13 protein-coding genes and 1 pseudogene are annotated in these 13,642 nt (G+C 72.4%); 6 read left to right on the top strand and 8 right to left on the bottom strand.

The features are described from left to right. Positions 1–30: 30 nt before the first annotated feature. Positions 31–1,410 (bottom strand): CCA tRNA nucleotidyltransferase, encoded by a 1,380-nt coding sequence (locus VAE46_RS10145; protein WP_322796820.1) that lies wholly within the window; start codon positions 1,408–1,410, stop codon positions 31–33. A 165-nt stretch (positions 1,411–1,575) separates the two neighbouring features. On the opposite strand from VAE46_RS10145, the gene VAE46_RS10140 reads away from it, so the two are divergent. Continuing rightward, positions 1,576–4,077, top strand: a complete 2,502-nt coding sequence (locus VAE46_RS10140) for a PAS domain S-box protein (RefSeq protein WP_322796819.1) — start codon at positions 1,576–1,578, stop codon at positions 4,075–4,077. Positions 4,078–4,108: 31 nt separating this feature from the next. Beyond that, the gene (locus tag VAE46_RS10135; protein ID WP_322796818.1) at positions 4,109–4,690 is read left to right on the top strand and encodes a YfcE family phosphodiesterase; all 582 of its coding nucleotides are present in this window, start codon (positions 4,109–4,111) and stop codon (positions 4,688–4,690) included. A 15-nt stretch (positions 4,691–4,705) separates the two neighbouring features. Here VAE46_RS10135 and VAE46_RS10130 read toward each other — a convergent pair whose 3' ends face one another. After that, positions 4,706–5,578, bottom strand: coding sequence for a universal stress protein (locus VAE46_RS10130; RefSeq protein ID WP_322796817.1), 873 nt, complete (start codon positions 5,576–5,578; stop codon positions 4,706–4,708). A gap of 81 nt (positions 5,579–5,659) precedes the next feature. On the opposite strand from VAE46_RS10130, the gene VAE46_RS10125 reads away from it, so the two are divergent. After that, positions 5,660–6,142, top strand: a complete 483-nt coding sequence (locus VAE46_RS10125; RefSeq protein WP_322796816.1) for an NUDIX hydrolase — start codon at positions 5,660–5,662, stop codon at positions 6,140–6,142. 84 nt (positions 6,143–6,226) lie between these two features. After that, complete coding sequence (locus VAE46_RS10120) at positions 6,227–6,979, top strand: 3-hydroxyacyl-CoA dehydrogenase family protein (protein ID WP_322796815.1); 753 nt, start codon at positions 6,227–6,229, stop codon at positions 6,977–6,979. A gap of 10 nt (positions 6,980–6,989) precedes the next feature. Here VAE46_RS10120 and VAE46_RS10115 read toward each other — a convergent pair whose 3' ends face one another. Further along, positions 6,990–7,649, bottom strand: coding sequence for a three-helix bundle dimerization domain-containing protein (locus VAE46_RS10115; protein WP_322796814.1), 660 nt, complete (start codon positions 7,647–7,649; stop codon positions 6,990–6,992). A gap of 149 nt (positions 7,650–7,798) precedes the next feature. Here VAE46_RS10115 and VAE46_RS10110 point away from each other — a divergent pair, with 149 nt between their 5' ends. Then, complete coding sequence (locus VAE46_RS10110) at positions 7,799–8,272, top strand: DinB family protein (protein WP_322796813.1); 474 nt, start codon at positions 7,799–7,801, stop codon at positions 8,270–8,272. A 7-nt stretch (positions 8,273–8,279) separates the two neighbouring features. Here VAE46_RS10110 and VAE46_RS10105 read toward each other — a convergent pair whose 3' ends face one another. The 5 genes from VAE46_RS10105 to VAE46_RS10085 all read right to left on the bottom strand — a co-directional run bounded on the left by VAE46_RS10105 (position 8,280) and on the right by VAE46_RS10085 (position 13,292). Continuing rightward, positions 8,280–9,173 carry an alpha/beta hydrolase gene (locus tag VAE46_RS10105; RefSeq protein ID WP_322796812.1) on the bottom strand — a complete coding sequence of 298 codons (894 nt, stop codon included), beginning with the start codon at positions 9,171–9,173 and terminating at the stop codon, positions 8,280–8,282. Positions 9,174–9,210: 37 nt separating this feature from the next. Continuing rightward, positions 9,211–9,429, bottom strand: a complete 219-nt coding sequence (locus VAE46_RS10100) for a LapA family protein (RefSeq protein WP_322796811.1) — start codon at positions 9,427–9,429, stop codon at positions 9,211–9,213. Between the two features lie 50 nt (positions 9,430–9,479). Continuing rightward, the gene (locus VAE46_RS10095; RefSeq protein WP_322796810.1) at positions 9,480–10,688 is read right to left on the bottom strand and encodes an MFS transporter; all 1,209 of its coding nucleotides are present in this window, start codon (positions 10,686–10,688) and stop codon (positions 9,480–9,482) included. Positions 10,689–10,743: 55 nt separating this feature from the next. Then, on the bottom strand, positions 10,744–11,799 hold the full coding sequence (locus VAE46_RS10090; protein ID WP_322796809.1) for a DUF459 domain-containing protein: 1,056 nt from the start codon (positions 11,797–11,799) through the stop codon (positions 10,744–10,746). Between the two features lie 71 nt (positions 11,800–11,870). Next, a complete protein-coding gene (locus tag VAE46_RS10085) occupies positions 11,871–13,292 on the bottom strand; it encodes an MBOAT family O-acyltransferase (protein ID WP_322796808.1) in 1,422 nt (473 codons plus the stop codon). 167 nt (positions 13,293–13,459) lie between these two features. Here VAE46_RS10085 and VAE46_RS10080 point away from each other — a divergent pair. Then, a pseudogene (locus VAE46_RS10080) lies at positions 13,460–13,642 on the top strand (hypothetical protein); the annotation flags it as partial.

The following is a 13,642-nucleotide window of genomic DNA, read 5'->3' as shown; positions in this document are numbered from 1 at the left end:
CCCCCGCTCCCTGCTCCCGGGTGGGGAGGTTCAGCGGGGGGAGCTCCCGGGTTGCGGCGGGGCTGAGGGGCGGGGCCCCAGCTTCGCCCGCGCGAGGGCGATCGCCCCTTCGCGGTCGCCCGGGGCGAGGTCGCCATCGAGGACGGCGCGGCTCAGCTCCCGCTTGATCACGCCCACCCACGGCCCCGGCGGCCGCCCGAACAGCTCCACCAGGTCGTCGCCGGAGAGCGGGCTCTCGGCGCGCAGGGCCGCGGCCTCCTCGGCTTCCGCCCGGGCGCAGGCGGCCTCGAGCGCGTCGTGGTAGGCGGTGTCGTCGTAGGTATGGCTGGCGTTGTCGGCCCGCTTGAGCGCGAGCAGGTCGCGCCAGTGGCCGCCGAGCTTGGCCATGAAGCGGCGCACCGCCCGGCGGTCGGCGGGGTCGGGCCGGTCCATGTGCCGGCGCACGAGCAGCACGATGCGCTGGCTCTCGGCCCGGCCGAGCCGAAGGCGCTCGAGCAGGGCCTCCGCCAGCTCCGCGCCGACTGTCTCGTGGCGGTAGAAGCCCCATTCGCCGTTCGGCTTGCGGTGGCGCACCGCGGGCTTGCCGAGGTCGTGCAGGAGGGCGGCCCAGCGCCGCAGGCGGAGCGTCCCGGGGGTGACGGCGATCGCCTCGACCGTGGCCACGCTGTGCCCCCAGACATCGAAGCGGTGGAAGCGGTTCTGTTCGCAGCCCGGCATGCCGGCGAGCTCGGGCAGGGCGAAGGCGAGCGCGCCGGTGGTGCGCAGCGCTTCGAGCCCGGCCCCGGGGGCCGCGCCCTGCAGCAGCCGGTCGAGTTCGCCGGTGATGCGCTCCTGCGAGAGGGTGTCGATGAGGTGGGCCGTCTCGCGCATGGCCGCCCCGGTGGCCGGCTCGAGCCGGAAGCCGAGCTGGCTGACGAAGCGGATGCCGCGCAGGATCCGCAGCGGGTCCTCGCGGAAGCGGGTTGCCGGGTCGCCGACGGCCCGGATGATGCCGGCGCGGAGGTCGGCTTCGCCGCCGAAGAGGTCGAGCCATTCACCGGTGTGGGCGTTCTCGGCGAAGGCGGTGATGGTGAAGTCGCGCCGGGCGAGGTCCTCCTCGATGCTGCGGCCGAAGCGTACCTCCGGCCAGCGGGTGCCGCCGGCGTAGGAATCGCCCCGGAAGGTGGTGATTTCGACCCATTCGCCGTCGATGCGCACGCCGATGGTGCCGAACCGCTTGCCGACGGTCGAAACCTCGGCGCCGAGGCCGCGGAGCAGCTCCTCGACTGCATCGGGGAGGGCGTCCGTGGCGTAATCGATGTCCTTCGAGGCGATGCCGAGCAGCCGGTCGCGCAGCGCGCCGCCCACCAGCCAGAGCTGGTAGCCGGCGGAGCGGAAGGCCTCGCGCAGGTCGTCGTGGGTCAGGGCCACGGGCCGATTCTCCCGCCGGCCGGCCGGGGATGTCGAACGTCGACAGATATCGGGGGAACCCTGAGTGTCCGCCGTAACGTCGGCGCGGTACGATGCACACCCCGGCCGGCCCCGGCTCCGGCCTGCCGGGCAGCGCACCATGCCCGGGAGCCCGCAGGGACCCGCGTGACCGACATCGCCGACGCTGCGCCCGACCTCGAGGCCGGCTACCGCAGGCTCCTGGCCGAGTACGAGGAGCTGCGGGAAAACCTCCCCGATGCCCTCGTGGAGGTGGCGATCCCGTCGCTGCGCGTCACCTACATGAACCACCTCGCGCGCTCGCTTTTCGGGTACCGCGAGGAGGACGTGGCTGCGGGGCTCGACGCCTACCGCCTGGTCTCGGCCTCGACCTTCGCCATGCTCATCGGCGAACTCCAGAAACACCTGGCCACCATGCGGCCAGGCGAGCCCTACCGCCGCCAGCCCGGCCAGCAGGTCTACCGCGCCACCGTCATCCGCAAGGATGGCACTTCGCTCCCGGCCGAGGCGATGGGCGCCTACGTCCTCGATGCCGCCGGGCGGCCCATCGGCGTGCGCTTCATCGTCCGGGATGTCAGCGGGCGCGTGGCCGAAGAGCGCGAGCGGCTCCGCCTTGGGGCCATCGTCGAGGCCGCGAGCGACGCGATCGTCAGCCGCGACCTCGAGGGCCGCATCCTCAGCTGGAACCGCGGCGCCGAGCAGCTCTACGGCTGGACCGCTGCCGAGATGATCGGCCAGACCGCCGACCGCCTGGTGCCGCCCGGCCTCGACCCTGCCGAAGACGCGCGCACCACCTTCCGGCGGGCGCTGGGGGGCGAAGCGTTCCAGGTCGTTACCCGCCGCCAGCACCGCGATGGCCGCGTGATGGACCTGGATCTTTCGCTGTTCCCCATCCGGGACGAAGAGGGCAGGGTGGTGGCTGTCGGCGGCATCGCCCGCGACATCTCCGAGCGGCTGCGCATGACGGCCGAGCTCGAACGCACCAACCGGATGCTCGCGGCCATCACCCGTGCCCAGACCGAGTTCATCCGCGCGGAGGAGCCGCAGGCGGTCTTCGAAGGCCTGCTCGAGGCGCTCCTGGAGGTGACCGCCAGCGAGTACGGGTTCATCGGCGAAGTGCTCAGGGGCCCCGATGGCCACCCCCGGCTGCACGCCATCGCGCTCACCTACCCGACGGACCCCTTCGACCGCGCCCGCATCGAAGCCGCAGCGCCAGCCGGCATGGTGTTCGACAACCTCGACACGCTCTTCGGGGTCACCCTCCGCACCGGGGAGGCGGTCATCAGCAACGACCCCGCCCGCGACACCCGCGCGCGCGGCACGCCGCCCGGCCACCCGCCGCTGCGCGCCTACCTGGGACTGCCCATCACGAGCCGCGGCGAGCTGGTGGGCCAGGTCGGCGTCGCGAACCGGCCCGGCGGCTACAGCGAAGAGGACATCGCCTTCCTCCAGCCGTTCCTGGCGACCTGCGCCACCCTGATCGAGGCGATCCGTGCCGAGCGCCGCCGGCGCGCAGAGGCGGAGCGCCTCTCCGCCGCGATCGATCGCTCCGACCTCGGCCTCTGGGAGTGGGACATCCCGCGCATGGAGCTGCACCTCTTCGCGGGCGATGTCGCGCCCGTCTCGCCGGGGTCGGCCTCCATCGAGGCCTGGCTCGAACGGGTCCATCCCGATGACCGCGACCGGCTCTCCGGGGCCTTCCGCGACCACGCCGAGGGCCGGGCGGCCGGCATCGATGCGGAGTTCCGCTACCTGCTGCCCGGCGGCGCCTGGGAGTGGGTGCTCGCCCGCGGGCGCATCGTGGAGCGCGCGCCCAATGGCCAGCCGCTGCGCGCGGTCGGCAGCTTCCTCGATATCACCGCCCGCAAGGAGTGGGAGCTTGAGCGCGCCACGCTCGAAGTGCAGGTGCGGCAGGCGCAGAAGCTCGAAAGCCTCGGCGTCCTCGTCGGGGGCGTTGCCCACGACTTCAACAACCTGCTGACGGCGATCATCGGCAACCTGTATTTGCTGCGGCGGAGCCTGCCGGATGACCCCGAAGTGCGCGAACTGCTCGAGGGCGCCTCCTCGGCGGCCGAGCGCGGGGCTGGCCTCGTGCGGCGGCTGCTCGCCTACGGCCGGCCCGGCATCGACCAGCCGATCGATTTCAGCATCGATGACCTCATCGATGGGGCGGTCACGCTCGCCCGCGGCGCGCTCGAACCCCGCGTGCGGGTGGTGGTGCGCAGGTCGCGCCTGCCGGCGGCGGCACGCGGCTCGCCGGCCGAGCTCGAACAGGTGCTCATCAACCTCTTCATGAACGCCCGCGATGCGATGCCGGCCGGCGGCACGGTCACGGTCAGCCGCTCGATCGTCGATATCGGCCCGCGCCACCGCTGGGCCCCGCCTGCACTCCCCCGCGGGCGCTACCACGTCATCGCCGTGCGCGATACCGGCACCGGCATCCCGCCCGAGATCCTCGAGCGAATCTTCGACCCCTTCTTCACCACCAAGGGCGTTGGGCGCGGCACGGGGCTCGGCCTCTCCACGGCGCTTGCCATCGCCCGGGCGCACGGCGGCTGGCTTGCCGCCGAGAGCACGCCCGGCCGGGGCGCGACCTTCCGCCTCCTGCTTCCGGTGCCGTCCGCCGCGCCCGCCGGCGCCGACGGCTGAACCCTCGCCTGGGGGCTGCTACAGTTCGGCCATGCGCGTCGGCCTGATCTCCGATACCCACATCCCTGAAGCCCGCTACGAACTCTGGCCGCAGGTCTTCGATGCCTTCCGCGGCGTCGATTGCATCCTCCACGCCGGCGATATCCACGACCTCGTCGTCATCGACCAGCTCCACGACATCGCGCCGACCTGGGCGGCCCGCGGCAACGGCGAGGACGGCTCCGGCGGCCGCCCCATCCAGCCCGACCACCCCCGCCTGCGCGAGGCCTGGCTGCTCGACCTCGACGGGCTGAAGGTGGGCCTCACCCACGATGTCCCGATCCCCGAATACCCGCCCCACCTCACCCTCGAACGGGCGCTGCTGCGCTACTTCGGAACCACCGAGCTCGATGTGCTCGTCTACGGCGATACCCACGTCGAGGCGATCAACACCATCAACGGCATCCTCTGCGTCAATCCCGGCTCGCCGACGTTTCCCCACAACCTGCAGACCCAGTACGGCACCATCGGCTTCCTCGAAATCAGCGGCGGGAAGGCCGAGGCGACCATCTGGCAGATCACCGACGACGGCATCGAGCCGTTCGACTGGAACCGCTGGAAGCGCCCCTGGTAGCTGCCGGCCAGCGGCCTACTCCTGCGCGTGAATGGCGCTGCGGACGAGGATGACGGGCACCGGCGCCAGCCGCACCACCCCGAGCGCGGTGCTCCCCGCCACGAGGTGCCGGCGGGCGCTGTATCCGTGGGTGGCCATCGCCACCGCATCGGCCCCGACTTCGGCTGCGGCCTCGATGATGGCGGTATCGATGCCGGCCCCCGGGGGCACCACCGGCACCCGGTAGTCCACCTCCAGCCAGCCGGGGAGTTCGGCGCGGAGCGCCTGCAGCCCCGGGAGCACGCGCGCCTTGGCCTGCGGTTCAGTCTCCTGCACCCGCAGCACGGCGACCTCAAGCAGCGTCACCCGCAGCCGCGCCGGCACCAGCAGGGGTGCCAGCCCGGCGACGACCGACCGCGAGGCCGGCGAACCGTCGGTGGTGACCAGCAGGTGGTACGCGCCCTCCCGCCCCGGCGCCGGCAGGCACCCGCCCAGTGTCATCACCGGGAGGTCGGCCCGGGCGAGGACATCCAGTGCGACGCTGCCGAGGATGGCGTGGCGGAGGGCCCCGGCCCCGCGCGAGGCGATCGCCACCAGCGCGGCCCCGGCGTCGTCGGCCGCACGGTGGATGGCGGAGGGCACATCTTCGCCCCAGTGCCGTTCGATGACCCGCGCCTCGCCGGCCAGGCCCGCGCCGGCCAGCCACTCACGCAGCTCGGCCTCCCAGCGCGCCCGCACCGATTCCACCGCCTCCCCGAGGCTGGGAGCGACCACCCCTGCCGCGTCGCTGCGCGGGTCGAGCACGCGCACCAGCACCGTCTCTGCGTCGTAGGCCCGGGCAAGCCGGGCCGCGTGCGGCAGGATGCAGCGCGAGCGCTCGGAGCCGTCGGTGGTGACCAGCAGCTTCATCGTGGGCGCCATTCTCCCACGCCCTGCGCCAACGCGTGCAGGCGGCGACCGCACGCCCCGCCCGCGCTACGATGCCAGCGAATGGAAGAACTCCCGCCCCGGCTGGCCGTCCGCGCGGTCATCCTCGACCCCCGCGGCCGCACCCTCCTCTTCCGCATCCACGCCCCCGGCGACCCCTCCCGCATCTTCTGGATCACGCCCGGCGGCGGGCTCGAACCCGGCGAAACCGAGCTCGATGCCCTCCGCCGTGAACTGCGTGAGGAAACCGGGCTCACCGCCTGCGACATCGGCCCCTGCATCTGGCTGCGCGACCAGACCTTCCCCTGGGGCGAGCGCCGCATCCGCCAGCGCGAGGCCTACTACCTCGTCCGCGTGCCCGAGTTCGAGGTCGACATCTCCGGCCACCAGGAGGACGAGCGGGTGCTGCTGCAGCGCTTCCGCTGGTTCACCCCGGGGGAGCTGCGGGGCTGGCCCGAGCGGCTCGTCCCGGCGAATTTCGCCGACCTGTTCGATGCCATCCTGCGCGGCGAACTGCCGACCGAACCGGTCCGCATCGGGCGTTGAATGCCCCTTCACCGCCTCGCCCCCTTCGTGTAGCGTGCAGCCACCAGTACACCGGGCCCGTGCGGCCCGCCAGGGGGTTGCACCATGAAGTTCGAAGACGTCCGCACCATCGGCTGCCTCGGCGGCGGCGTGATGGGCGGCGGCATCGCCCAGGTGTTCGCCGCAGCCGGCTACGACGTCATCGTCCGGGATATCAGCGACGAAGCCATCGCAAAGACCCGCCACGCCATCGAAGACGGCAAGTGGGGGCTCAAGCGTGCCGTCGAACGCGGCAAGCTCGGCTTCGATGACGCCCTGGCCGCCATGCGCCGCATCAGCTACAGCACCGGCCTCGCCAGCCTCGCGCCGGCCGACATCATCATCGAGGCGATCCCCGAGAACCTCGAACTGAAGCAGCGCGTCTTCCAGGAGCTGGACGCGATCGCGAAGCCGACGGCGATCTTCGCCGCCAACACCAGCGGTTTCTGCATCCAGGACGTGGGCCGCGATGTCTCGGAGGCGCGCAAGGAGCGCTTCATCGGGATGCACTTTTCGAACCCGGTCACCGTGATGCGCATGTGTGAGGTGGTCTGGACGCCCCAGAACAGCGAGGAGGTGATCGCCACCGTGCGGCGCCTCGCGGAGGCCGCCGGCAAGGAGGTTTCGATGGTGAGGGACACCCCCGGGACGTACGGCTTCATCCTGAACCGGGTGTTCGCCGCCGCCTACCGCGAGGCGCGCGCCATCGTGGAGGCCGGCATCGCCACCAAAGAGGACGTGGATAAGGCGATGATCACGGGCCGCAACTGGCCCTCCGGCTTCTTCGGCGGGCGCGGCGGCATCGGCAAGGAGTGGTAGCGGCCGGGCCTCAGGCCGTCGCGGCGGGCACGCCGAGTTCGGCCAGCAGCCCGCGGACGCGCCCTTCGATATCGGCGATGATGCCGGCCACCACCTCAGGCGGCTGGCCGGCGGGGTCGGCTACATCCCAATCGAGGTAGCGCTTGCCGGGGTAGATGGGGCAGGCATCGCCGCAGCCCATGGTGATGACGACATCGGCGGCGCGGACCGCCTCATCGGTCAGCGGCTTGGGGAACGCCTCCGAGAGGTCGATGCCGCGCCGGGCCATGAGGTCGACGACCGCCGGGTTGATCTCCTCCGCCGGGTCGGAACCGGCCGAGCGGACGTTCACCCGGCCGCCGCTGAGCTGCGCGGTGAGGGCGGCGGCGACCTGCGAGCGGCCGGCGTTGTGCACGCAGACGAAGAGGACCTCCGGGCGGTCCTTCGGCGTGATGCCCTCCGCCTGGGCGAGCGCCTGCAGCCGTTCGCGGGTGAAGCGGTGGACGAAGATGGGGACGAAGTCGAGCACGCGGGCGCGCTCGCGGATGGCGGCGAACGATTCGGTCACGTACCGCTCGATGGTCTCGCGCGAGAAGATGCCGGCGAACTCCTCGTGCAGGGCCTCCGATTCGCGGCGGATGCGGGCGGCGAGTTCGGCCTCTTCAGCAGGGGTGAGCTGCGCTGCTGCCATGGTTCGGCTCCTCCCGATGGGCGAAGGCTCCGGCGCCGCAGGGGCTGCGGGCGGGCCGAAGGCAGAGCCTGCCGGGCGGGTGTTAACCCCGCGTTAGCAGCCCGCCGCCGTTGCCGGTGCTCGGGCGGGGACCGTACGTTCAGCGGGACATGATCGACCGCGATGCCCTCATCCGCTACGTCGTCGCTGTGCAGGGCCGCACCTACGAGGCCTTCGAACGCCTCCGCGATGACCACCTCCCCTGGCGCCCCGCACCCGGCGAATACTCCCTCGGCGAACTCGCGATGCACATCATCGCCAGCCGCCGCATGAACCTCACCGCGCTCGAAACCGGCCGACCCCGCTACCCGGGCCACGACCTCCCGCCCGGCACCACCGCCGACCGCCTCCGGGCGCTCTGCCTGCGATCGGGCAAGAAGACGGTGGCGGTGCTTGCCACCGCCGACCTCGAGCGCGAAATCGCCAACCTCGCGGGCGACCCCTTCCCGGCCTGGCGGCGCGTGCTCGGCGGGCTCATCGAGCACGAAGTCCACCACCGCAGCCAGCTCTGCAGCTACCTCACCATGCTCGGCATCGAACCGCCCGCGCTGTTCGGCCTCCGGGTGGAAGACCTCCCCCGCTGAGGGCGGCTCACCCGCCGGTGTGGAGGGCGATGAACGCGCCCGCCCGGCGCACCGCCTCCTCCGATTCGGGCAGGCCGGGGAACGCCTGGAAGACGTGGAACAGCCCGTCCCACGGTTCGAACCAGGCCGCCGTCCCCGCCTCCACCGCGCGCACCGCCAGCCGGGCGGCATCGTCGTAGAGCACTTCCGCGGTGCCCACCTGGATGTACAGCGGCGGCAGCCCGGCGAGGTCGCCGTGGATGGGCGAGGCGAGCGGCTGCTTCGGGTCCTGTCCCTGCAGGTACCAGTCGGCCATCTGCTGGAGCGCCGCCCGCGCGACCATCGGGTCCTCCGGGCTGCGTGCGTCCATCGTGGGCCCCTCCAGCGCGAGGTCGACCCACGGCGAGAAGGTGACCGCGCAGGCGGGGAGCGGGTCGCCCGCGGCCTTGAGGGCGAGCAGGCAGGCGACGGTCAGGCCGCCGCCGGCGGAATCGCCGGCGATGGCGATGCGCCCCGGCGCGATACCCTGCCCAAGCAGCCAGCGGTAAGCCGCCACCGCGTCATCGACGGCCGCCGGGAAGGGGTGCTCCGGGGCGAGGCGGTAGCCCACGGAGAGGCCGGCGGCGCCTGAGGCCGCCGAGAGGCGTCCCACGAGCGAACGGTGGGTCGCAATCGAGCCGATGGCATAGCCGCCGCCGTGGAAGTAGAGCACGGCGCGCTCGCGGGCGGCGCCCGGCGCGACGGTCCATTCGGCCGGCACCCCGGCAGCATCGACCGGTTCGCAGCGGACCGAGGGGTCGGGCGTGCCGAGGAGGGCGCCCTGTTCGAGGGAGGCGCGCATCGCCTGGACATCGGGGGTGGAGAGCTCCACCGGGCGGGCGCGGAGCAGCTGCATCGCCTGCTCGGCTTCGGGGCTGGGCATGGGGCATACCTCGGGTGGGATGCGCCGCGCGGCCGGGTCAGCGGCGCAGCTTTGGCGTCAGCCAGCCTGCAGCATAGCCCAGCAACGCCGCCACGATAAGCGCCCAGGCGAGCCGCGTCTCCGTCTTCGCGAAGAGGAACCGAACCTCCACCGTCAGCCAGTTCTCGGCGATGAAGACGACCAGGGCAACGACAACGAGTGCGAGGACGACCAGTCGAACGCGCCATTTGGACTCGCTTTGCGGTGCTGCCGTCAACGGAAGGCCCTCCTTTGGAGTAGGTGCCGAGTGTAGCACCATTGGAGTCGCTAGTGCCGCGACGCTTCAGCTGGCGTGAATGAACGCTGCCAGCGCGCGTAGGCCCAGATCGCGAACGAGGTCACGGTCGCCAGCCCGGCCGAAACGAGGAACGCCGCCGGCGCACCCCAGCGCCCGACGATGAGCCCGCCGATGGCCGGCCCGGTCGCCAGGGCGAGCCCGCTCAGCGCGACCGAAAGGCCGATGAGCGTGGCCCGGTGACTCTCCGGTGCGAGGTCCATCACCGCCGCGTTCCAGGCCGGCACCGCCAGGACGTTCCCGGCGAAGACGAGTGTGGCGGCGGCCATTGCCACCGGCAGGTTCGCGGTGGCGGCGAGGACTGCGAGCCCCGCGACGAGGCAGAGCTGCCCGGCCGCGAACGGCCGCCACCGCCCAAAGCGATCGGCGAAGGTGCCGGCGGGGATGTAGAGCAGCGCCCCGGCGGCCACCGCCGGGATGAGCGCCACCGTCAGCCGTGCGAACGAGATGCCGAGCTGCCGTTCGCCGTAGGGCCGGATGGCTGGCACCAGCATCGCCAGGGCCACGCTGGCGAGCAGGATGAGCCCGCCGAGCGCCCAGGCACGGCCGGTGAGCACCGAGCGAAGCGGGGGCCGCGCGAGGGCCTGCGGCCGGAGCCGCCCATCGCGCCCGTACGCCGGGATGCCCAGCAGCGCGGCCCCGAAGGCGAGCCCGACCGCGCCGAGCGCCGCCCAGAACTGCCAGGCGCCGGCCTGTTCCACGAGAACCGCCCCGGCAAGCGCCCCGGTGCCGAATCCTGCCAGCTGCGCAAGGTTGAGGAAGCCGATCACCCGTCCCCGGCGACCCGGCGGGTAGAGGTCGGCGGCGATGGCGTACGTCGCCGGCCAGAGGAAGGCGGTGGCGAAGCCGAGCATCGCGGCGAAGGCGAGGTAGGCGTGCCGTTCGCGCACGAGGAGCATGAGCAGAATCGCCGGCAGCATGAGCGCGAACCCGATCAGCAGGCCGGTGCGGCGCTCGATGCGGTCGGCGATGGCGCCGGTGGGCGTTTCGAAGAGGAAGCGGGCCGCGCCGTAGGCCGCCAGCAGGTAGCCGCCCCAGCCGTCACCGCCGCCGAGGTGGCGCGGCACCCACGCCTGGAAGGTGGCGAACAGCAGGATGCCAAGCGCGGCCTGCACCAGCAGGATGGCCAGCCCGAGCGGGAACGGGTAGGCGCGGAAGCCGCGGGGCAGGGCGCCGTCCACCCCCTCGATGCTACGGGCAGCCGCGGCCCCGGGCGACTCCAGCTGACTGCGCCGCTTACGGCGCCAGGCCGGCCTCCTCCTTGAGCACGGCCATGATCGCCCGCGAGGCCCGTTCGGCGCCGTCCCGCACGAAGTGGACGCCATCGGGGTGGCGCATCTCCTTCACCTCGCCGTCGTCGTCCTGCAGGTAGGCGTCGTAGCCGCCGGAGGGCGTGGTGAAGAGCGGCCAGAGGTCGATGAAGCGCACCCATGGGCGCTTCGCCGCCTCCTCGCGGTAGATCACGTTGAGCGCGGCCATGCGCTCGCTGAACTCGGCGCTGCGCATGATCGGCTGGCCCAGCCAGAGCACCAGCCGGTTGTTCCCGCCCAGCAGGTCCATCACCCCGGCCACGCGCCGGCGGTATTCGGCCGTCCAGCCCTCTTCGCCCGGCTGGAAGATCTTCCCATCGGGCGTCCTGATCCCTTGCGAGTCGTTCGCGCCGAACATCACGATGAAGACTTCGTAGTTGCCGTTCTGGACGAGGCTGTTGAAGTGGCCCGGCCAGTCGAAGAAATCCGGGCGCGTGAGGCCGGAGGAGAGCTGCGGGTCGTGGGTGGCGGCGATGACGCCCGTCTCGGCGGCCTGCCGCAGGAACGCCTCGCCGAGCACCTTGGCCATCGAATCGCCGCCGATCCAGACGCGCAGGGGGTCGGCGGCCGTCGGGGTGCGCAGCTTCGGGCGGGGGTCGGGCGTGGGCGTCGCGGTCGGCGCGGGGGTGCCCCTCCCCTGTACGGGCGTCGGCGCGGGGGTTTCGCCGGGGGCCGGTGTGCCGCCGTCGCCCGGGGAGGCGGGCAGTTCGAAGAGGTCGCCGCCGTGGTCCCGCCCCAGCAGGCGGTCGAGCGCGTTGCGCGGCTCATCGAGGAAGAGCGCCCGGCTGACCGCGGCGAACGGCTTCCAGACCGCCAGCCAGAAGTCGCGTTCGCGGCCGTAGGGCATCGATTCGGCGCCCCGTTCGAGGGCAGGGGCATTGAGCAGGACGGCCAGCAGCAGCCCCCCGACCATCACCCCGAAGACCCGGCCGGGGCGGGCGCCCAGCCGCTGGCGCGAAGGCCGCCGCGTCGCGTCTGCCATGCGCCAAGCGTCGGGCGGCGGGCGTCCACGGGCAAGCCTCCCGGTTCAGGCGCGGGAAGGTCAGAATGGAATCAGAACTGAAAGTAGATGAACGGGGCCACGCCCTCTGGCCCGAGGGCATCGATGAAGACGAGCGCGAGCGCAAGCGCCGCCGCCTGGGCCGCGGGCGCCAGCTCGGAGAAGCGCACCTCGAACCGCCGGAAGAGGTCGCGCGGGACGAACTGCCAGGCGATGGAGCCGAAGATGACCGCCACCAGCAGCGGCGTGACCGCCGGCGACGGTTCGCCCCAGGCCGTGGCGATCCGCCCGATGAGCTCCCAGGCCAGCCCGAACGTTTCGGCCCGGAAGAAGATCCAGGCTAAGCAGACCACGTGGAAGGTGATGAACCAGCCCGCCACCTTCGCGGGGGCGCCCTGCAGCCAGCGCCAGCGGGCCCGCACCTCCCGTTCGATGACCAGCCCGGCGCCGTGGATGGCGCCCCAGAAGACGAAGGTCCACGCGGCCCCGTGCCAGAGCCCGCCGAGCACCATGGTGAGGAAGAGGTTGCGGTAGGTGAACCATTTGCCGCCGCGGTTGCCGCCGAGCGGGATGTAGAGGTAGTCGCGCAGCCAGCGGCTGAGCGTCATGTGCCAGCGCCGCCAGAAATCCTGCAGCGAAAGCGCCCGGTAGGGCTGGTCGAAGTTCTGCGGGAACTGCACGCCGAGCAGCAGCGCGCAGCCGATGGCGATATCGGTGTAGCCGCTGAAATCGGCGAAGATCTGCACCGCGTAGGCGTAGACCGCCAGCAGGCTTTCGAGGGCGCTATGGCTGGCCGGGCTGGCGAAGACGGGGTCGGCGATCTCGGCCGCGAGGTAGCTCGAAATCACCACTTTCTTGAACAGCCCGGCCACGATCAGCGTGAACGCCGGGGCGGCGTCGATGACCCGCTCGCGCAGGGGCGCGCGGATTTGCGGCGCGAACTCCGTCACCCGCACGATCGGGCCGGCCACGAGGTGGGGGAAGAAGGAGAGGTAGAGCGCGAAATCGAGCAGCGACATCGGTTCGCACTGGCCGCGCGCCACATCGACGAGGTAGCTGATGGCGTGGAAGGTGAAGAACGAGATGGCGACCGGCAGGGTTACCTGCAGCAGGGGGAAGGGCACCTCCAGCCCCAGCCGTTCGAGCCCGCCGAGCACGTCGTGCACGAAGAAGCCGTAGTACTTGAACCAGCCAAGCGTGAGCAGGTTCGCCGCGATGCCGAAGCCGAGGAACCAGCGCCCGAAGCGGCTCAGCCCCTCCTCCGTGCGCATGCGGGCGAGGTCGCGCCCCATGGCCCAGTTGACCGCCGTCGAGCCGGCCAGCAGGAGGACGAACTTCGGCTCCCAGAAGCCGTAGAAGAACCAGCTGGCCGCAACCAGGAACAGCCGCCACCAGAGGTGGTAGGGCCGCAGGAGCCAGGCTACCGCGAACACGCAGACGAAGAAGATGGCGAAATCGACCGTCGGGAAGAGCATGGTGCGACCGTGCCCCCGGCGGGGAGGCTGGCGCCATTGTCGCCCGAGGCCCGCGCGCAGGCGAACCCTGCGGCGCTGCGCCTAAGCCGACCGCGCCCCACGATCGTGCCCGAGATGCTCCCCCGCCGCCCGTCGCCCCGCGCCTGTGCCGGCACCGGTGCCGCCCCGTGAGCCCTGGCCGCGGGCGGCTGCACGCCGCGCTGCTGCTCCTCGCCGGGCTGGCCGCGGGCTGCGCGGGGGCGGTCCTTGCCCTGGCCGATGAGCCGGACGCCCCGGCTCCGCCTCCCGCTGCTGCGGCGGCCAGCCCCCCTGCCGTGGTGGTGGCCGGCCTCGCCTTCGATGGCACCCCC

It is taken from the genome of Tepidiforma sp. (assembly GCF_034433535.1).
Taxonomy (GTDB): Bacteria; Chloroflexota; Dehalococcoidia; order Tepidiformales; family Tepidiformaceae; genus Tepidiforma.
The sequence above is the reverse complement of the archived record's forward strand: the minus strand, read 5'-3'. Positions and strand labels throughout refer to the sequence as shown.

Excerpts from the sequence above, each read along its gene's own strand:
- VAE46_RS10135 (WP_322796818.1), top strand. The coding sequence starts at position 4,109 with ATGCGCGTCGGCCTGATCTCCGATACCCACATCCCTGAAGCCCGCTAC.
- VAE46_RS10130 (WP_322796817.1), bottom strand. The coding sequence starts at position 5,578 with ATGAAGCTGCTGGTCACCACCGACGGCTCCGAGCGCTCGCGCTGCATC.
- VAE46_RS10125 (WP_322796816.1), top strand. The coding sequence starts at position 5,660 with ATGGAAGAACTCCCGCCCCGGCTGGCCGTCCGCGCGGTCATCCTCGAC.
- VAE46_RS10120 (WP_322796815.1), top strand. The coding sequence starts at position 6,227 with ATGAAGTTCGAAGACGTCCGCACCATCGGCTGCCTCGGCGGCGGCGTG.
- VAE46_RS10115 (WP_322796814.1), bottom strand. The coding sequence starts at position 7,649 with ATGGCAGCAGCGCAGCTCACCCCTGCTGAAGAGGCCGAACTCGCCGCC.
- VAE46_RS10110 (WP_322796813.1), top strand. The coding sequence starts at position 7,799 with ATGATCGACCGCGATGCCCTCATCCGCTACGTCGTCGCTGTGCAGGGC.
- VAE46_RS10105 (WP_322796812.1), bottom strand. The coding sequence starts at position 9,173 with ATGCCCAGCCCCGAAGCCGAGCAGGCGATGCAGCTGCTCCGCGCCCGC.
- VAE46_RS10090 (WP_322796809.1), bottom strand. The coding sequence starts at position 11,799 with ATGGCAGACGCGACGCGGCGGCCTTCGCGCCAGCGGCTGGGCGCCCGC.
- VAE46_RS10085 (WP_322796808.1), bottom strand. The coding sequence starts at position 13,292 with ATGCTCTTCCCGACGGTCGATTTCGCCATCTTCTTCGTCTGCGTGTTC.